Source organism: Streptosporangium sp. NPDC006930, assembly GCF_040635605.1.
Taxonomy (GTDB): Bacteria; Actinomycetota; Actinomycetes; order Streptosporangiales; family Streptosporangiaceae; genus Streptosporangium.
This window is the reverse complement of sequence record NZ_JBEYID010000003.1, coordinates 66,822-86,034: the sequence shown is the minus strand read 5'-3', so window position 1 is coordinate 86,034 and position 19,213 is coordinate 66,822. Positions and strand designations below refer to the sequence as shown.

The following is a 19,213-nucleotide window of genomic DNA, read 5'->3' as shown; positions in this document are numbered from 1 at the left end:
TGTCCGGCCACGACCACTCCTATCTCCGAACTCTCCCGTGCTCCCCGTACGCTCCGCGCTCTCCGGACGAGGTGTCACTTTATGCGGTGAATGTCGCTGTCTGACGTACGAGAACGACGGCGCCGAGGGTTTTCGCGCATGCTGCGGCCAGGCCCTGTCTCGTCGACGTGATCCGGAGCGGGTCTCCCCGCCCCGTGGGCCGGATGCTCAGGTGAGCGCCGGAGCCGATCGGTGGCCTTCGCGCGTCACCTGCTGCCGTAGTTGTAGAGCGGCCTGTTGGGCGGCTCGGGGGTCGGCGCCGCGACGTTCACGACGGCCACCGAGGCTCCGATCGCCAGCACTGCCCCTACCGCCAGAGCGGCAACCACTCGCAACACCCGAGTCTCCCTCCAACGCGCGGTCGTGCGGTCTGCCTGACAGTAGAACCTGATACAGGTAGTCAGCTAGTCAATCGGGGAAAATGTGTGGAAAATGCTACTAGCTGGTAAACCTTGTTGTGGTCGCATCTCAGAGGATCAGATGCGGTACAGGACGAGCTCCTGACCAGCGAAGATCAGCCGTGCGCCGGGGAGTCTGGAACGGAACAAGTTCTCGCTCGACCTCTGGATCAGCACGTGGCTGATCCCCTCCGCGGCCAGCGGCCCGGTCAGCGGGCCGGCCCCCGCGAGGATCGCGCCGACCCTGCGGGCCCTCGGATCCTCGCCCGCGAGGACGAGTGTACGACCGTCTCCCAGCCCGACCGGCAGACCGTCGTTCCAGACGACCTCGCGCCGGAAGGACTTGACGGCCGGGTCGAGCACCACCCGGCCCCCGTTCCAGCCGAACGCCCGGTAGGCCCCCCACGGCAGCGTCAGCAGCGCCCCCGGCGCGGGATCCGCGTCCACGACGCTCCGCACCCCGGACCAGTCCCGGGGGTAGTCGACCGCGACCAGCCGGCCGAACGCCCCCATCGCGAAGGTGGGCAGCACCAGCAGGGGCAGCACGAGCATGCCGGGACGGATCACCGGGGACAGGCGCGCGGTCACCGCGGCCAGGCCGACCGCCTGCAGCAAGGCGAAGGGGGCGAGATAGAGCTGCCCGTCGCGGAGCGGCCCGAAGCCGGGCCACAGCCCGACCAGCGTCTCCACCGCCCCCGGCAGGAAGGCCCCGGCACACGCCACCGTCAGCCCCGCCACCGAGGCGACCGTCAGCCCACCCCAGTACGCGGGCCGCCCACCGTCCCGCCCCTCGTCGGCGACCCGGCGACGTCCCCCCTCCGCGCCCGGCCCACCCCCGAGCGGGCCCCGTCCGTTCCCCGCATCCGGCCCACCTCCGAGCGGGCCCCGCCTGTTCCCCGCGACCGGCTCGCCTCCAGCCGTACCCCGTCCGCTCTTCGCGACCGGCCCGCCCCCGGCCACGCGGCCCGCCGGCGGCCACCCCCTCGCGAGGAGGGCGTACCCGGTCACCGCCGCCACGGCCACCGCGAGCCGGACGAGGGCCGACCACCAGGTCTCCTGTCCCGGTACGGCCGCTCCGGAGTTCCACACGCCACCGAGGGTGAACAGGCTGCCGAGGGTGCCCAGCGGCCCGTCCGCCCGTGGTGCGAAGGCCCGGACCCCGGCCGGATCGGTGACGGCGGAGCTTCCCAGCGCCGGAACCAGCCACGGCAGGCTCAGCACGGCGACGGCGAGCAGGGCTCGCGGCGCCCGGCGGCCCGCCACGGGCACGACCGACATCGCCGAGACGAGCATCGCCTGGAAACCCCCGATCGCCGCGGGGATCAGCGCGAGGACCGTCCTCCACATCCCCCCTCGGGTGACCGCGCGCACCGCCCACGGCAGGCCCGCGTACCCGAGCAGCAGCGCCCACTGGCCGAGCAGCAACCGCTGGGCCAGGTAGACGTTCCAGGCGTAGAAGACCGCGGCGACCAGCCGGGCGACCCGGCGCTCCCCCGGCACCAGGGCCGCGGCGCCCGTCGCGGCGAGCACGAAGATCCCCAGCAGGATCGCCTTCTGCACGATCTGGCCGGGAAGGACCGAGGAGAGCAGGGCCACCACGAGGTCGCTCGGCACGGCACGGGGGAAACCGCCGCTCTGCGCCGGGATCGGCGGGTCGGGCACGAACACCATGTCGTAGCGGAGCACGAAACCGGGACCGAGCGCGGGCCAGAGCGCGAGCGTTCCGAGGGCGAGCCCCACCAGGGCCGGAACCAGGAACGACGCGAAGACGTGCCCCGCGGCCGGGTGCGGGACGGGGGTGCGGGGGACGAGCGCGCGGGAGGCGAAGGCGCGGAGGGCGGAGGCGCGGGAGGCGCTGGCGCGGGGGGCGGACACGCGGGGGGCGCGAGGGGCGCGCACTACGGGACGAGGGGACGGAACAGCACCATGTTCACGTACTCGCCGCCGGGCCTGACGAGACGGGAGATGAAGCTTCGCTCCACCTCGCCGACCGCCGCCGCCTGGTGGGCGGCCAGGTCGAAGCCGTCCAGCGGAACCCAGGTGCCGCCGGTGAGGACGGAGCCGGTGTAGCCCCACTCCGCGAGCTGGTCGACGACCAGGCCGATGTCCTGGTGTCTGGTCTCCAGCTCGACCAGCAGGACGGGCCGGTCCCGGTGGACGGTCCGCGCGGCGCCGCGCAGCGCGGCGAGTTCGTGGCCCTCCACATCGACCTTGATGAACCGGACGTCCTTCAGGTCCAGCTCGTCGATGGTGACGGTCGGGATGTCCACCGGCGCCCCCTCCCCCTCGCCGTGGACGAGCGAGGCCGTGGCCTCCGCTCCCCGCCCGCCGCCTGGTATCCACAGCCGCGCCGTGCCCGAGCTGTCCGAGGCACCCGCCGCGATCACCCGGACGTCGGGAAAGGTCCGCCCGAGCAGGGCGGCCAGGCGGGGGTTCGCCTCGATCGAGACGACGTCGCAGCCGAGCCGCCGAAGCCTCGCGGTCCACGGCCCGTACCAGACGCCCACGTCGACGGCGGTACCGCCGCGTGGCACGAACTCCTCGGCACGGGCCAGTTCGGCGTCCAGCCGGGGATAGACCCGGCGGATCACGGCGCCGAACCAGCGCAGCGGGATCGCGCCGGCCACGGCGCTCCGGACGACCACACCTGGCCGGAACCGCATTGACATGCGCGAAGCCTAACCGAAGGGGTCAAACCCGACCTGTACTGAAATAACCAGTCTTGACCTGCGGTGCCCGCCCGCAGGATCACGGGCGGGCGAGAACGCACCCCCTCAGCTCACTTTCCCGGCTCGGGGTCGCGGGGCAGGCCGAGCATGCGTTCGGCGATGATGTTGAGCTGCACCTCCGTGGTACCGCCGTAGATCGTCATGGCCCGGGTGGAGAGCACCGCGCGGTTCCAGTAGCCCGCGTCGCCGAGCTTCATGTCGGCGGCGATGACGGCCGAGGAACCGAGCAACGAGACCGCGCACTCCGAGACGTGCTGGGCGTGCGAGGTGGACAGGAACTTGCGGACCGAGGCGTCGGCGCCGGGCTCCTGGCCGGTCAGCTGCTTCAGGGTCACCCGCAGTCCGAGCGCGGCGATCGAGTGGCCCTCGCAGACCACCCGGGCCAGTTCCTGACGCTCGGCGGGGGTCAGCCCCCTGCCGAGGCGCCCGGTCAGGCCGAGCAGGTCGGGGACGGACGATCCGGTGCCGCCGGAACCGGAGGAGAGCGAGACCCGCTCGTTGGACAGCGTGTTCCTCGCGACCTTCCAGCCCTGGCCGACCTCGCCGACGACGAGCTCGTCAGGGACGAACACGTCGTCGAGGAAGACCTCGTTGAACAGGTTCTCCCCCGTCATCTCGGTGAGCGGCCTGACCGTGACGCCGGCCCCCTTCATGTCGACCAGGAAGTAGGTGATGCCCTCGTGCTTGGAACCCTCGGAGGAGTTGCGGGCGATGCAGATGCCCCACTCGGCGAAGTGCGCCACCGAGGTCCAGATCTTCTGGCCGTTGAGCCGCCAGCCTCCCTCGACCTTCTCGGCCTTCATCTGCACGTTCGCCAGGTCGGAGCCCGCACCGGGCTCGGAGAAGAGCTGGCACCAGATCATCTCGCCGCTCAGCGTGGGCGGCAGGAAGCGCTCCTGCTGCTCGGGGGTGCCGTACGTGACGATCGAGGGCACCACCCAGGCACCGATGATCATCTGGGGCAGTCTGACCTTCGCGGCCTTGAGTTCCTGGAAGATGAGGACCTGCTCCAGCGGCTTGGCGTCGCGCCCCCAGGGCCTGGCCAGGTGCGGCATGACGTATCCGGCGCTCGCCAGCGCCCGCTTCTGCTCCTGGCCCTCCAGCGCGGCGATCCCGGCGATCTCGGTCCGGATGCTCTCGCGCAGCTCGGCGGCCTCGTCGGGCAGCTCGATCTCCAGCTCCCGGCTCACGCCGTTCAGTGCCAGCTCCGCGACCTTCTCCGCCCACTCCCCCGAGGAGCCGAGCAGGGCGCGCAGGGTGAGCGCGCGCCGGTAGTACAGGTGGGCGTCGTGCTCGTAGGTGTAACCGATGCCGCCGAAGATCTGGATGGCGTCCTTGGCGCAGAGCACGGCCGCGTCGGGGGCGACCACACCGGCGATCGCGGCGGCGTACGCCCGTTCGTCGGCCGACACCTCGGTGCCGCCCGTCACCTCGACGGCGCGGACGGCGTCCCACACGGTCGCACGGGCCTGCTCCAGAGCGACGAGCATCCGGGAGGCCTTGTGCTTGACCCCCTGGAACTGCCCGATCGGGCGGCCGAACTGCACGCGCACCTTGGCGTACTCGGCGGCGGCGGTCACGCACCACGACGCGACGCCCGCGGCCTCCGCGCCGAACAGGATCGCGGCCAGATCGAGGACCTGCGAGCCCCGCAGCCGGTCGAGGACCCGCCCCGACGGTACGGTGACCGCGTCCAGCTCGACCTTGGCCACCCCCCGGGTGAGGTCGAGCGACCTGACCGGGGTGACGGTCGCCGCGGAGGCGTCCACCGCGACCCACTCCTCGCCGCGGTCGGTGCTCACCGGGAGCACCAGGACGTCGGCCGACGCGCCGCCCAGGACCGGCTCGGCGACGCCGGCGATCGTGAGGGTGCCGTCCTTCGCGCGAGTGCCGGTGATGGAGGCGCCCAGCGCGACCGCACCGGTCAGCGTGCCGTCGGCGAGACCGGGCAGGAGCTCGGCCTGGGCCTTGCCGTCGGAGGCGAGGATCACGGCGCCGGCGAGCACCGTGGGAACGTACGGGCCGGGGGCGACGCGCTCGCCGAGGGCCTCGACGGCGACGGCGGTCTCCAGCAGGCCGTAGCCACTGCCGCCGTGCTCCTCTGGGATGTGCAGGCCGAGCAGGCCCTGGTCGGCCAGTCCTGCCCAGAAACCGGGGCGTTCCTCACCCTCCGCCGCGACGGCGGCGCGCACGGTCTCGGACGGGATGTTGCGCTCCGCCCACCTGGTCACCGACTCCCGGAGCGCCTCGTGCTCCTCGCTCAATCCGATCGCCATGACAGCCTCCAGACAGGGTTCAATGACAGAACCATATTCTAGAAGGTACTTCCATCACAACGCACGAGATCATCTTCCGGGCACGCGATCTCGCGCCGTGGACAATCGGCGAAAATCTCGCCCGCCAAGGCCCTCGACCTCCGACTCCCCGCGAGCCGGGCGGACGGCGCCCGTACTGTGCCCGCCCGTCGGTCTCCCCCGTGAGCCGGGGACGGACGCAGAAGAGTGTCAGAGGGCGCGGACGCTCGCCATCAGCGGAGCGATGTCGGCCCAGAGCCGCTTGCGCCCGTCGGGCACGGTCACGAAGAGCATCGAGGGCTTGCGACGGCCGACGTCGATCACGGCGAGCGCCGCCTGCGAGGTGCGCTTCTTGCCGTTGACCTCATAGGTGACCTTGTAGGCGAGCAGCCATCCCTTGCCTCCGGCGGGCCGCTGCGAGGCGGTCCAGTCGACCTTGCTCCCCGCGGGGTGGTGGCTGCGGATCGTCCACCTCACCGCGTTCAGCGCCGCCCTGCGGTAGTCGGCGTCGCTCTTGAGCGCCTTGGCCGGGGTGGCGCCGGGCAGGGGCCCCGAGGCGATGACCGTGCGTGGCAGACGGGTCACGCCGACCTGCTGACCGGCCGAGAAAGACGGCACGGCCTTGCTCTCCCACGGCGCCCCCAGGCTGGCGTAGGTGAGCGCGGACCTCGTGTCGGTCACCGCGCCCAGCACCGTACTCGGCGTGCCCGGCAGGACCCGCAGGGCGGTCGCGCCCGGCAGGGCCGGCAGTGTGATCGGCGAGACGGTCGGCGAGGGCTTCGCGGCGGGCATCACGGCCCTGCCGACCCCCGCCGGGTCCTTGGGCTGGTCACCGGAGAACAGGACGAAGATCAGGGCCACGATGACACCGGTGAGGACGGCGGCACCCAGGCTGTAGGCCAACCGGATCGGGATGTCGCCGATCCGCATCAGCAGGCCGCCGGGCCTCTTCGTCCCACCCCGCGCCTGTGACCCGCTCTGCGCCTCCGGCCGGTCCTGCGCGCCGGACTCCGCGAACACGCCGGGCCGCCGCGCCGCGCCGGGCCACCCGGCCGCCGTGCTCTGCCCGTCGCTCTGTCCACCGTCCTGCCCGCTGCCGCGCCGGTCGCCCTGCCCCGCGCGCTGCCCCCCGGCCGCGCCCGCCAGAGCCCCTCCACCTGGCCGGCCGGGCATACCGCTCCGATCAGGGCGCCAGAGCCCCGCGGAGCCGCCTACCTGCCTGACCGGGATCGTCCCGAGACCGCCTGACTCGCGCACCTGGTCGGCGTCCTCCTGCGGCTCGTCCCGCCCGTCGCCCGACGCCGTGCCCGGCGAGGATTGAGGACGAGGGAACGATCCAGGAGACCCGGAGACCAGAACGGTCTCCTCGCCGTCGCCGATGGGAAACCTCCGGGGCACCCGGGGGCTGATGATCGAGCCGTCTTCGGCGGGTATGGCGGGTATGGGAGCCGTGGGCGCCTCGTATGAGGGGATGTATCTCTCATGAGAGCGCCCGGAGGAATTGCCGCCGACGTCCGCCATACGCGCCAGGTTATGTCACCTCGGAAAGATTCGACGCATCGTCGTTTATTACGCTTCGGCCACGGGAGGCACATCCGCCCAGGTGACCGCCTTTTCCGCTCCATGAACAGAATGTCACTCCGCTGGTCCCGGCATGGGGTGCGCGAGGGGTCGACGCGCCCACGATCGGGCGAGCTTAGCCGCGACAACCCTCACAAGGCGTATCTTCCTCCCTGAGCTGGGCAAATACCCTTGCATGGGGGGATCAAAGACAGGCGTCGCGCTACTGGCCGCCGCCGTTACACTCGCGGGCTGCGGTCAGAGCCCGGAACTGCGAACATCCCGGACGGTCGGCTCACCCGGCGCTCCCACACAGAGCGCGCCGGCGAGCACCTCCGCCGAGGCATCCCCGCCGGGCTCTCCCGAGCCCACGTACGTTCCGGACGCCCTGGAGGCCGCGTACGAGCGGACGATCGCCAAGGTACTGCCGTCCATCGTGCAGATCACCACCGACAACGGCCTCGGCTCGGGGGTCGTCTACGACGACGCCGGGCACATCATCACCAACGCCCACGTGGTCGGGAACGCCAGGCGCTTCGAGGTCACGCTCGCCAGCGGTGGCGCCCCGCGCACGGCGAGGCTGGTCGACTCCTTCGAGCTGGGCGACCTGGCCGTGATCAAGGTGGAGGACCCGACCGGGCTGAGGCCCGCCGTCTTCGGTGACTCCTCCAGGCTGCGCGTCGGTGAGATCGTGATGGCGATGGGCAACCCGCTGGGCCTGTCGGGCAGCGTCACCGACGGGATCGTCTCGGCGCTGGGCCGCACGATCACCGAACCCGGGGGCGAGGGCTCGCCGGGCGCGACGATCACCGGGGCCATCCAGACATCCGCTCCCATCAACCCGGGCAACAGCGGCGGCGCCCTGGTCAACCTCAGGGGCGAGGTCGTCGGCGTGCCGACCCTGACCGCCGTCAACCCCGAACTCGGCAACGCCCAGGCCCCCGGCATCGGCTTCGCGATCCCGGCCAACACCGCCAAGGACGTCGCCACGCAGATCATCAGGGACGGCAAGGTCACCAACACCCGCAGGGCCGCGCTCGGCGTCGTCGTACAGACCGTGATCGACATGAACGGACAGCCCGCCGGCGTCAGCGTCGTGCGGGTACAGAGGAACAGCGGCGCGGAGAGGGCCGGACTCAAGGCCGGAGACCTGATCGTCTCGGTCAACGGCACCCCCACCCCGTCGACCCAGGAGCTGGCGACGGTCCTCGCGCAGCTCAAGCCCGGCGACGACGCGAAGGTGGAGACCCTGCGCCCCAACGGTTCGACGACCACCGTGGCGGTTCCCCTCGAAGAACTCCCCGGCTGATCCCGGTGCCCCGCGGCAAACCGCGGGACACGCCCGGATCCTGCTCGGCCACCTCGGGGGCACGACGGGGACACCTCGGAGACACGTCGACCGCCTGGCCGAGGATCGGCAGCCCGATCCTCGGCCGGTTCAGGTCGGTTCGGGATGATTCAGGTCAGTCCGGGCTGACTCTGGCCGTTTCCGGGCAGGCCGGTCCGGGACGGGCAGGCCGGTCCGGGTCAGTAGGGCAGGACACGGTCGGTGAAGGACTTGGCCACGAAGGGGGCCTTGAACTTGGGGAAGGCGACCGTCTTCACGTCGCCGTCGGAGGTGTAGCGCTCGTCGGCGTTCGCCTTCAGCCAGTCGAGCCAGGCCACGGAGCAGAACTTCGCGCAGTCGCCCTTCTTGTCCATCGAGCGGATGCGCGGGATGCCGAGCGGGTCGAACTTCTTGTTGAACGGTGACATCGCCGGGGTGTAACCGGCGAGGAAGACGCCGCCGTAGTCGTAGGAGACGTCGCCCGAGGAGCCCTTGCGTCCCCACTCCTTGCCGTCGGGCTGGTTGCCGTACGGCAGGGCGAGCGTGACCGGCGGCACCTTGATCAGGTCGGTGATGAGCCGGTGGCCCGACGCCACCTCCGCGTTCACCGCCTTCTTCGGCTTGCCACCCAGGCTGAGATGGTCGCGGGTGTGGTTGCCGATGTCGAAGCCCTTCTCGGCGAGCCAGAGGAGCATCTGCGCCCCCTCCTCGGGCGTCGCCTTGCCGAACATGTCGCGCGTCACATAGAACGTTCCAACCCCGCGGAAGCCCGGGCGTGCCTTGGCGACCTCCTGGAGGATCGCGACGGCGGTGTTCGGCTTGGGCAGGCCCATCCCGTCCAGATCGAACTGCGAGGGCGAGGAGTCGTCGAAGGTGAGGACGACGGGGTGCTTGCCCGCCGGGATGTCGATGCGCCCGGTGACGAACTCGGCCGCGGTGATCGCGACGTAGTCCTCCTTGGCGAGCCGCTCCAGCTCGGTGCGGAACTGCTTGGGTGTGCGGTCGTCCTGGGTGGAGGGTTTGTCGACGATCCGGTGATACATGAGGACGGGCACCTGCCCGAGCTCGTTGGCCTTGACCTTGGCGGCGGCCTCCGTCTTGGCCTTGAGGAGGTTGGCCTGCGAGGCCGCGGCGGCCGACGCCTTCGCCGCCGCCGCCACCCTGGCCTTCTGTTCGTCGTTCTCATCCGACCCCGTCGATCCGCATCCGGCCAGCACGGCTCCCGTCGCGACGACGGCCACACCGGCCCTGCACATTTTGAGACGGCCCATCGAATTCCTCCAAGCGCATGAAGATACGCTTCTCATCCCCCTCTGACCTGCGAGTTGACCTCCGTACCCGGCAAAGGTTCCCGCCTGAGCGGCCCTTGGCGGCACCTTGGAGCACGGTGCAGCCCGGGAAAAACGAGGGCATTCTCACGTGGGGTCCCGGAAGGTGACGGGATTCTTACCCGATGGATACATCGCAAGTAGAGGCATAGGGGCATGTTTCGGTGACGTTGCCAATTACTTAGATTGTTGACCAAAAGTCAACAATCTCGTCAGGAAATCGTTGACTGCCCTGGAATTCGTGCCTACCGTCCGAGCATCCGGAGCGGCGCCGTGAGGGGGAGATATGGCAGAACGCCGGAAAAACCGGGATCTTCTTGGTGAGATGGCAGCCGAGTTCGTGGGCACCATGATCCTTATCCTGTTCGGGGTGGGGGTGGTGGCCCAGGTCGCGGCGGCCGAGATCGGCGACCACGACAGCATCGCGTGGGCGTGGGGACTCGGGGTGACCCTGGGCGTCTACGTCGCGGCACGCACCAGCGGAGCCCACCTCAACCCGGCCGTCACCGTCGCCCTCGCCGCCTTCAAGGGTTTCTCCTGGCGCAAGGTCCTGCCCTACGCCCTGGCGCAGACCGCGGGGGCGTTCGTGGCGGCGCTCATCGTCCGCTTCAACTACAGCGAGGTGCTGCAGAAGGCCGACCCCGGGCTCACGATCAAGACCCAGGGCGTCTTCTCGACCCTGCCGGGCAACGGGACCCTGCCCATCGGCACCTGGGGCGCCTTCCGCGACCAGGTCATCGGCACCGCGATCCTGCTCCTGCTCATCCTCGCCGTCTCCGACGCGCGCAACTCGGCGCCGATGGCCAACCTCGCCCCCTTCGTGATCGGCCTGATCGTCGTGGCCATCGGCATGGCCTGGGGCACCAACGCGGGGTACGCCATCAACCCCGCCCGCGACTTCGGGCCCCGGCTTGCCTCATACCTCACCGGGTATGAGACCGCCTGGCAGGATCAATACGGCCAACTCTACTTCTGGGTGCCGATCGTGGCGCCGGTGATCGGAGGACTGATCGGGGCGTTCCTGTACCAGGTCCTGATCTCCAGGTTCCTTCCTCCCGAGGAGGCCGAGCCCGAGGTGGGACGGATGCCGTCCGACGAGAAAGCCGACACCGCCTGAACGGGAGCGGAACGACAACCACGGCCGAGAACCGTTACGGGGAGAGCGGCAGATCTCCCGGAGAGTCTCACAGAGGAGGCACCATCCATGCCCGACTTCGTCGGAGCCATCGACCAGGGAACGACGAGCACCCGCTTCATGATCTTCGATCACGGCGGTAACGAGATAGGCCGCCACCAGCTCGAACACGAGCAGATCCTGCCACAAGCCGGGTGGGTCGAGCACAACCCCACGGAGATCTGGGAGCGCACCAGGGCGGTGATCGAGACCGCGATGAACAGGGCGGGACTCTCCGCCTCCGACCTCGCCGCGCTCGGTGTCACCAACCAGCGCGAGACCGCGGTGGTCTGGAATCGCAGAACCGGGCGCCCGTACCACAACGCGATCGTCTGGCAGGACACCCGTACCGACCGGATCGCCTCAGCCCTGGACCGCGACGGCAGGGGCGACGTCATCCGCCACAAGGCAGGCCTGCCCCCGGCGACGTACTTCTCCGGCGGAAAGATCCAGTGGATCCTGGAGAACGTCCAGGGAGTGCGCGAGGCGGCCGAGGCCGGAGACGCGATCTTCGGCAACACCGACTCGTGGCTGCTGTGGAACCTGACCGGCGGCCCCGACGGCGGCGTGCACGTCACCGACCCGACGAACGCCAGCCGCACGATGCTGATGGACCTGGAGACCCTCGACTGGGACGACGAGTTGCTGTCGTTCTTCGGCATCCCCCGCCAGATGCTGCCGGCCATCGCCCCCTCCTCCCACCCCGGCCTGTACGGCACCACCCTGGCGAGAGGCCCGCTGGGAGGCGAGGTCCCGCTCTCCGGCGACCTCGGCGACCAGCAGGCCGCCACCGTCGGCCAGGTCTGCTTCGGCGTCGGCGAGGCCAAGAACACCTACGGGACCGGCAACTTCCTGCTGCTCAACACCGGCACCGAGCTGGTGCGATCCCAGAACGGCCTGCTCACCACCGTCTGCTACCGCTTCGGCGAGGAGCCTCCGGTGTACGCGCTCGAGGGTTCCATCGCGGTGACCGGCTCCGCCGTGCAGTGGCTGCGCGACCAGCTCGGCATCATCTCGGGGGCGTCGCAGAGCGAGGCGCTCGCCCGGCAGGTCGAGGACAACGGCGGCGTCTACTTCGTCCCCGCCTTCTCCGGCCTCTTCGCCCCGTACTGGCGATCCGACGCCCGGGGCGCCATCGTCGGCCTGTCGCGCTTCAACAACAACGCCCACCTCGCGCGGGCCACCCTGGAGTCCATCTGCTACCAGAGCCGCGACGTGGTCGAGGCGATGCGACAGGACTCGGGCGTCGCCCTCGACGTCCTGCGCGTCGACGGCGGCGTCACCGCCAACGACCTGTGTATGCAGATTCAGGCCGACATACTCGGCGTGCCCGTCTCCCGGCCCGTAGTGGCGGAGACGACCGCCCTCGGTGCCGCGTACGCGGCGGGGCTCGCCGTCGGCTTCTGGAAGTCGACCGACGAACTCAAGCAGAACTGGCAGGAGGGCCGCCGCTGGGAGCCCCAGTGGTCGGACGAGCAGCGGGCCGACGGCTACGCGCACTGGAAGAAGGCGGTCGAGCGCACCCTCGACTGGGTCGACGTGTCCTGAACGACCGGCCCCCGGTCGCGGGTACGACTTCGCTCGCCGACGGGACCCCGGTCGCGGGTACGGCTCCGGCAGTGAGCGGGATCCCGGTCGCGGGTGGAGTCCCGGTCGCGGGTGGAGTTCCGGTCAGGTGGCGACGAGGAGCGCGCCCAGCCGCTCGACCGTGGGCCGGGACTCCACGTGCAACCGGGAGACGTCCAACCCCTCGTCGGCGAGCACGACGAGCAGCGCCTCCTGACGCACGGCGTAGACGACGATGTACCCGCTGCGACAGCGGGTCACCACCTCACGAAGCTCCCCCATGCCCACCTCGTAGCCCGTCCGCTTGCCCAGGCCGAGCGTGGCGGCGGCCAGTGCCGCCAGCACCTCCGGCCTCGGCCCCTCGCTGTCGGCCGCGACGAGCAGCCCGTCCACGGACGCGACGGCCGTCTCCATCACGCCGGCCACCTGATCGCGCAGGATCTTCAGCTCGGCGAGCACCGCTTGCCTGGTCATCGTGTTCCTTTCAGCGTGGAGAACCCCGCCTTTAGGCGTGGGAAGAAAACGCGGCAAGACACCGCACGGGTTGTCGGCATGTGCGTGCGGTGGCGATAACCAAGCCGCCGCACATATGACCCGCACCACCCTCGCCGCCGGGCAGGCGGAGAGGAAAAACGCCTGTGGGGCTGGTGTAAGACCTCAATGGGGAGAGTTTTCCTCCTGGCGGGCAACCGGCGACGAAGCAGGAAACCCGACCCGTGAGGGTTGGAATCCCCTGACTTCAACCGTGGGGAGAAAATCAATCACCCTCCGATTCCCGGGAGGGCGGAGACGAGGGCAGCGGCAGGGACCGGAGGGCGAGGAGTGGCCGGGAGGGGATCGGTCCTCCCCCGGCGGCGGCCAGCATCTCATTGATCTTGCTGTTGCCCGGATGGCGGCGCGGCAGCCGGGAGGCCGGACTCTCGTCCGGGTCCTCCGCCGCGGGCTCGGGAGCGGGCGTCACCTCCCCCGCCGGGGAACCGCCGAGGTCGAGCACCCCCTCCTCGACCATCCTCGCGATCTCACTCATCACCGCGAACAGGCCCTTGCCCAGGACGAAGGCGATGTCCCGCGGCGTCCGGCGCCCGTTCGCCCGTTCCAGGACGGCACGGCGGATCCGGTCCGCGCCGAGCAGCGTGGGAACGGAGACGGCCGGGGGCACGGGCCTGACGCGCATGGACAGGCCCAGCCGTCGCCAGGTCTCCACGTACCCCGTGCGGCGCGCGGTCTCCCGTGCCAGCCGTTCGTGCCCGATCCCCGGCAGGACGGGCAGCAGCGGCTGGCGGTCGCCGGGTCCCACCGGTTCGGCGGCGCATGACTCGACGCCGTACAGGACCATGGCGAACACCGCGTCGAAGAGCGCGGCCAGACACACCGCCTCCAGACCCGCCTCGCCGATGACGCCGCGCTCGGCGAGTTCGGCGGCGAGCCGGTCGGAGGGGGCGCCGGTCGTGTACGCGTCGGTCCAGTCCTTCTCCGACACCCTGCCCGAGCGCAGCAGCAACGATTCGGGGCCGGGGGCCGCCGGGGTCGTGGCGGCCACCACGAGGCCGTCCCGCACCCACAGCGCTCCTCCCGGGCCTCCTTCGACGCGGAGCACGCCGGAGAACCTCTCGCGGGAGAGCCGCTGCAGGCATCTCCCGATCTCGCCCAGGACCTCCGGCTCCCCGGCGGTCACGCCGTCATCCTGTTCAGGGAAGGGGAGCGGCCGGCCGCTCCACGAGACGGCATCGGCTGGATAGCGGCCGACGACGGCACAGGGTCACCTCTGGTTCTGCTCGCTGAGGGTGAGTCGTTCACGAACGGAATGTGGGCCGGTCTTCACCACCGGATGTCTCCCTCGGCTCTTTCACGGGCGCTCGGACGGGAGACGACGCGATCCCGGCGCCCGCGCACTCCGGACGAGCCGGGAGACGCCCGGACGCGGCACGACACCCCTGACTCCATGGGACGGGACAGGTCATGCCCCCGGCCACGAACTCCGGATATCTCCCCTAATGAGCTGTTCATCCGCTACTAGACCATATTGCACTTCACTAACGGTAGTAGTTAAGTGTACTTTACGTATCGACAGCCACAAACTGCCCCATCTGTATGTCCGATAAGTCCCCTCCTCGGCGAGGCGCCGGGGTGCGGTCGCTCGCCCGGGAAAGAAGATCATGAACATCGAAACCGCCCTCAAGGAGACCATGGCGATCGACGGCGCGGTCGGCGCGGCGCTGGTCGACTACGAAAGCGGCATGTCTCTCGGCACGATCGGTGGAGGCCGCGACCTCGATCTGGAGGTGGCCGCCGCGGGCAACACCGAGGTCGTCCGGGCCAAGGTGCGGACCATGGCCGCGCTGAACATCAACGACTCCGTCGAGGACATCCTCATCACGCTGGCCAGGCAGTATCACATCATCAGGCTCCTGTCCGACAGCGGCGGCCACACCTTCCTCTACCTGGTGCTCGACCGCGACCGCTCCAACCTCGCCCTGGCCAGGCACCACCTCAGGCGCATCGAGTCCGCGCTCACCATCTAGCCGCGAGAGCCACGGGACGGCATCACCACCGGAAGGCGAGTTCACCCGGCGACGAAGGCTTCCGAAGAGCGACCCCGCTGCGGCCAGGAAAAGATGCTGTGGCCAGGAAAAGACGAAGGGCGGCCGAGGCGGCACTGGGCCGACTCGACCGCCCTTCGGCGATCTGTTCCGCGCGGTCGGCGCGGAACGGGGGTGGAGGTGGCGGGAATCGAACCCGCGTCCTTCAACTCCAGGACAGGGCTTCTCCGGGTGCAGCCTGCTGTGCTTTTCTCAGCCCCGGCAATCACGCAGGCAAGTTGCCGACGGGCTCAGCCACTGTAAGATTTCCCGATCTTCCCCGTGGCCGGGTCGATCGGTTGAGCCTCCTAGCGATGCCGGATCCGGGCCGGAGGCGCTCCCGGGCCGGCAGAAGTCACTCGCTGCTTAGGCGGCGAGTGCCAGGTTGCCCTGGCTGACTTCGGAGTGCGTCTTATTGGCACTTGTTGGTCGCGGTCACAGTGTTAACGAGGTTATGTCCGCAGTCCTCGACCCGCTTCACCTGGCTTGAAAAGCCAAAGTCGAAACCAGTCACCCCCTGTTGAGTTTTCAACGCGACCCCGAGGGGTCGAGCCATCCGAAGATACCTCCTACAACACGGCCGACGCGAATCGAATTCCCGCGCGGCGTCAGGAGCCCCGAACGCCGAAACCCCGGGGACACCCGCGAATCGCGAGCGTCCCCGGGGTCGACCGGCAGGGTCGAGCCGGTTCTGACGGCAGGGCTTCCCCCGAGATGAAGCCCTGTCCCATCACTGCGACCGGGTCCGCAACCCCCCGAGCGGGCCCGGTCACTTAGAAGGACGCCAACAAGACACCCAATGGTTGCTCAGGGTGAAAAAATCAGTGCGGAACGTCACAACCCCGCGTGAAGCCCCTGGAAGAACCTCCCCGCGACGGCCGCACCGGCCGTGGCGTCCGAGCTCTGCGTCAGCACGGCGACGGCGACGTCCCCCTGCCACCCCACGAACCAGGCGAGCGGCTTGCGTTTCTGCGAGGCGACGGCGGTGATGCCGTGGACGGGGTCGCCGGGTGCCGCCGCGGCACGCGCGGAGCCCACCGTCACTCCACTGCGCATGAAGGTGCGGAGGGTCTCGACCGTCTTGTCGTCCAGCTTGACCGGGTCCGGCGCCTTGGACGGCTTGGCGTCGGGTGTGGAGTCGGCGACCTCGGGCTCGGTGACCAGGACCGGCGGGCGCCAGGTGCCCGAGGAGACGGCTCCCGCGACCAGCGCCATGGACAGCGGGCTGACCAGGACGTTCTGCCCGGCGATCGCCTTGGCCGTGGCCGCGTCGTTCTTCAGCGGTTTCATGGAGCCGCTGAACGACCTCAGCGGGAGCGTCCACGGCGCCCCGATGCCGAACTTCGCGGCGTCGGCCGCCAGCTCCGCGCCGTCGATCCTGCGGGCCAGCGCGGCGAGCGCGGTCACGCAGCCGGTGGCGAAGTTGGCCTGGATGCTCGGCGAGCTCCCCGCGGGCGCACCCTCCTGGTGGAACGCGGCCCCCCCGACGGACCTGTCGGCCGGACAGGCCATCTTCTGCCTGGGGTCGATCTTCGCCTTGAGCATGCCCCCGACGGTCATGATCGAGAAGGCGGTCCCCGCGGGGAACCTCCCCGCGAGGGCGTGCCTCTCCTGGTCGTACTGCTCGGTGCTGGACACCGCCAGGATGTCGCCGGTCGAGGCCTGGACCGCGACCAGCATGCCGGGAGCCCCACCGCCGAGCAGCGCGCTGTCGGCCGCCTTCTGGTGGGAACGGTCGAGCGTGGTCTGCACGGGCGAGGTGGAGCGGTCGGGCCGCCACTTCTTGAGCTCGGTCACCTTGAGCGTCTTGAGATCGACGATGATCACACGTGTGTCGGTCGAACCGGTCAGATGCTCCTGGTACGCCTTCTGCAGACCGGCCCTGCCGACCGTGTCCCCGGCCCGCTGCGGGCCGCCGAGCTGCTGCTCGCTCTCCGGGGTGACCGCGGTGACGGTGCCGACGATCTGGGTGGGCGAGGCGGGGGCGACCGCCTGCTCCTGCGCGGAGAGGGTGATCCCGGGGATCGCCTCCAGCTGCGCGCGCAACTGCCCGAACTTCGTACGACCGAAGGTGACCAGGGGGACCTGGAGGTTGGGCGGCGCGGAGCGGATCCGGCTCAGCAGGCGGTCCTGGGGGAAACCTGTGATCTTGGAGAGCTTCTCGCAGAGCTCGTCCGCCTGGCCGCTCTTCAGGGTGGCCGGGACCACGCTCGCCACGTGCAGGACGGCCTTCTCCTGCAGCGGGTCACCGTTGCGGTCGAGGATCGGCTGACGCCCCTCGGGGGTGACCTTCACGGCGAACCGCTCACCCTCGCGCAGCTGGGGGTGCAGGACACTGGGCGACCAGCGCACCTTCCATCGGCCGTCGACCAGGTGGAGCGGCAGCACGCCCTCGTACTCCCACAGGGGGTTGTTCTCCCCCAGGTCGACCTCGGCGTCGAAGTCGGCCTCGACCTCGTCCGCCGCGCGCCGCATGCTCGTAACGTCGAAACGGAACGAGGCCGCGTCGAGCTGGAGCTTGGCGTCCTCCAGCGCCCGGCTCACCACCTTCTCGTCGCCGTCCGTGCGCCTGGCCGCGGCGGCGTAGTCGCCCGTCTGCCAGCCGATCAGGAAGTCGCGCACCGCCTCGTGAGCCGAGGGCTCCTCTAGGCACGCGGACAACATGGGAGTCGTCACCGCCAGCGCGAGCGCCGCGGCGGTGGCTCGCCGGGCCTTGCCCCTCACGATCACCTGTTCCTGTGCCTGAGCGCGCGCGCCATCTCCCGCTTGGCCTGGTTCTCGGCCAGCGTCTGCCGCTTGTCCCAGTCTTTCTTTCCCTTGGCGAGGCCGATCTCTATCTTGGCCCTGCCGTCCTTGAAGTAGATGGCGAGCGGCACCAGGGTGAGCCCGCCCTCCTTGGTTTTGGAGACCAGCTTGTCGATCTCCTTGCGGTGGAGCAGAAGCTTGCGGGTTCGGCGCGCGGCGTGGTTGGTCCAGGTCCCCATGGTGTATTCGGGAATGTGGACGTTGATCAGCCAGGCCTCGCCGTCCTTGATGACGGCGTACCCGTCGAGGAGGGAGGCACGGCCGAGCCGCAGCGACTTGACCTCCGTGCCCTGGAGCACGAGGCCGGCCTCGTAGGTGTCCTCGATGTGGTAGTCGTGCCAGGCACGCTTGTTCTGAGCGATTACCTTCCGCCCGGTCTCACGTGGCATGTCTGGAGCCTACCGGTGACCGGGGTGTCGGGCCGCGCCCGCGAGCGCGGGCGAGGCCCGGAGCGACGTACGGACGCGCCACGCCCGCGGGGCGTACGAGGACACGGGAGCGTCACACCCGCAGGTAGCGGCGGAGCGTGACGAAGGACGCCAGAACACAGATGAGCACGCCGAAGATCATGGTGATACTGATCACCGAGGCGACCGTCTCCCAGGACAGCTGGCTGTTGGGAGAGAGGTAGAGCTGCACCCCGTCGAAGAGGAAGACCTTGCTGATGATCAGCAGTATCGCGGCCATCACACCGCCGATCAGACCGGCGATGACGCCCTCCATCACGAAGGGCAGCTGGATGTAGAGGTTGGAGGCCCCCACCAGCCGCATGATGCCGGTCTCACGCCTGCGGTTGTACGCCGAGAGCCGCACGGTGTTGCCGATCAGCAGCGTGGCCGCGAAGACCAGGATGATGGCCACCACCAGGGCCGCCCAGCGGAGCTTCTCCAGCAACCCGAAGAACTTCTCCAGCAGCTCCCTCTGGTTCACCACGTTGGAGACCCCGGGTGCGCCCTTCACCGCCTCGATCACCGCCGCGTAGGCGTCGGGGTCCTTGAGCTTGACCCGCAGCGACTCTGGCATGTCCTCGACCTGGATGGCGGAGAGCAGCACGGTGTTGTTGGCGTTCTGTGCCCGGAAGTTCTTGTAGGCCTGGGCCGCGTCCTCCACGTCGACCTTCTCGACCTGGGGCATGGCCTCGATGTCCCCCTTCAGCGCGGCCCGCTCCTGGGCGTTCACGCCACCGCTGCCCTTGCACTGCGGGAAGGGGTCGTCCTTCTTGCACAGGAAGACCGAGACCTCGACCTTGTCCGCCCAGAAGTCCTTCATGCTGGAGATCTGGGAGTTGATCATCAGACCGACGCCCAGCAACGCCATGCCGATCGCCACGGTCACGATGACCGCGATGGTCATCGTGAGGTTGCGGCGGAGGCCGATCCAGACCTCGGAGAAGATGAAGTTTGCCCGCATGCTC

General features: G+C 69.9%; 15 protein-coding genes and 1 other RNA gene. 4 read left to right on the top strand and 12 right to left on the bottom strand.

Going from position 1 to position 19,213, the window contains the following annotated elements; genetic code table 11:
• Window positions 1-245: 245 nt before the first annotated feature.
• The 5 genes from ABZ664_RS06840 to ABZ664_RS06820 all read right to left on the bottom strand — a co-directional run bounded on the left by ABZ664_RS06840 (window position 246) and on the right by ABZ664_RS06820 (window position 6,981).
• Window positions 246-377, bottom strand: coding sequence for a hypothetical protein (locus ABZ664_RS06840; RefSeq protein ID WP_362504120.1), 132 nt, complete (start codon window positions 375-377; stop codon window positions 246-248).
• Window positions 378-515: 138 nt separating this feature from the next.
• A complete protein-coding gene (locus ABZ664_RS06835) occupies window positions 516-2,312 on the bottom strand; it encodes a hypothetical protein (protein WP_362504117.1) in 1,797 nt (598 codons plus the stop codon).
• A 23-nt stretch (window positions 2,313-2,335) separates the two neighbouring features.
• The gene (locus ABZ664_RS06830; protein ID WP_362504114.1) at window positions 2,336-3,106 is read right to left on the bottom strand and encodes an FkbM family methyltransferase; all 771 of its coding nucleotides are present in this window, start codon (window positions 3,104-3,106) and stop codon (window positions 2,336-2,338) included.
• Window positions 3,107-3,216: 110 nt separating this feature from the next.
• Window positions 3,217-5,442, bottom strand: coding sequence for an acyl-CoA dehydrogenase (locus tag ABZ664_RS06825; RefSeq protein WP_362504111.1), 2,226 nt, complete (start codon window positions 5,440-5,442; stop codon window positions 3,217-3,219).
• A gap of 228 nt (window positions 5,443-5,670) precedes the next feature.
• The gene (locus ABZ664_RS06820) at window positions 5,671-6,981 is read right to left on the bottom strand and encodes a hypothetical protein (RefSeq protein ID WP_362504108.1); all 1,311 of its coding nucleotides are present in this window, start codon (window positions 6,979-6,981) and stop codon (window positions 5,671-5,673) included.
• Window positions 6,982-7,216: 235 nt separating this feature from the next.
• On the opposite strand from ABZ664_RS06820, the gene ABZ664_RS06815 reads away from it, so the two are divergent.
• A complete protein-coding gene (locus ABZ664_RS06815; protein WP_362504105.1) occupies window positions 7,217-8,329 on the top strand; it encodes a trypsin-like peptidase domain-containing protein in 1,113 nt (370 codons plus the stop codon).
• Window positions 8,330-8,547: 218 nt separating this feature from the next.
• Here the strand turns inward: ABZ664_RS06815 and ABZ664_RS06810 are convergent, their stop codons facing one another.
• A complete protein-coding gene (locus ABZ664_RS06810; RefSeq protein WP_362504102.1) occupies window positions 8,548-9,618 on the bottom strand; it encodes a polysaccharide deacetylase family protein in 1,071 nt (356 codons plus the stop codon).
• Window positions 9,619-9,961: 343 nt separating this feature from the next.
• On the opposite strand from ABZ664_RS06810, the gene ABZ664_RS06805 reads away from it, so the two are divergent.
• The gene (locus ABZ664_RS06805; RefSeq protein ID WP_362504099.1) at window positions 9,962-10,792 is read left to right on the top strand and encodes an MIP/aquaporin family protein; all 831 of its coding nucleotides are present in this window, start codon (window positions 9,962-9,964) and stop codon (window positions 10,790-10,792) included.
• Between the two features lie 87 nt (window positions 10,793-10,879).
• Window positions 10,880-12,397, top strand: coding sequence for a glycerol kinase GlpK (glpK, locus tag ABZ664_RS06800; protein ID WP_362504096.1), 1,518 nt, complete (start codon window positions 10,880-10,882; stop codon window positions 12,395-12,397).
• A gap of 123 nt (window positions 12,398-12,520) precedes the next feature.
• Here the strand turns inward: glpK and ABZ664_RS06795 are convergent, their stop codons facing one another.
• Complete coding sequence (locus tag ABZ664_RS06795; protein ID WP_350946534.1) at window positions 12,521-12,889, bottom strand: roadblock/LC7 domain-containing protein; 369 nt, start codon at window positions 12,887-12,889, stop codon at window positions 12,521-12,523.
• A gap of 283 nt (window positions 12,890-13,172) precedes the next feature.
• On the bottom strand, window positions 13,173-14,090 hold the full coding sequence (locus tag ABZ664_RS06790) for a DUF4388 domain-containing protein (protein ID WP_362504092.1): 918 nt from the start codon (window positions 14,088-14,090) through the stop codon (window positions 13,173-13,175).
• A 478-nt stretch (window positions 14,091-14,568) separates the two neighbouring features.
• Between ABZ664_RS06790 and ABZ664_RS06785 the strand changes: the two genes are divergently transcribed.
• The gene (locus ABZ664_RS06785) at window positions 14,569-14,937 is read left to right on the top strand and encodes a hypothetical protein (RefSeq protein ID WP_362505096.1); all 369 of its coding nucleotides are present in this window, start codon (window positions 14,569-14,571) and stop codon (window positions 14,935-14,937) included.
• Between the two features lie 190 nt (window positions 14,938-15,127).
• On the opposite strand, the gene ssrA is transcribed toward ABZ664_RS06785, so the two are convergent.
• The 4 genes from ssrA to ftsX form a co-directional block, all read right to left on the bottom strand.
• Window positions 15,128-15,512, bottom strand: a transfer-messenger RNA (tmRNA) gene (gene ssrA / locus ABZ664_RS06780).
• Between the two features lie 316 nt (window positions 15,513-15,828).
• Window positions 15,829-17,718: a penicillin-binding transpeptidase domain-containing protein gene (locus ABZ664_RS06775; protein ID WP_362504089.1), complete on the bottom strand. Its 1,890-nt coding sequence runs from the start codon at window positions 17,716-17,718 to the stop codon at window positions 15,829-15,831.
• Window positions 17,719-17,720: 2 nt separating this feature from the next.
• Window positions 17,721-18,188, bottom strand: coding sequence for an SsrA-binding protein SmpB (gene smpB / locus ABZ664_RS06770; RefSeq protein WP_344922291.1), 468 nt, complete (start codon window positions 18,186-18,188; stop codon window positions 17,721-17,723).
• Window positions 18,189-18,300: 112 nt separating this feature from the next.
• A complete protein-coding gene (gene ftsX / locus ABZ664_RS06765) occupies window positions 18,301-19,209 on the bottom strand; it encodes a permease-like cell division protein FtsX (RefSeq protein WP_350946531.1) in 909 nt (302 codons plus the stop codon).
• Window positions 19,210-19,213: the final 4 nt, after the last annotated feature.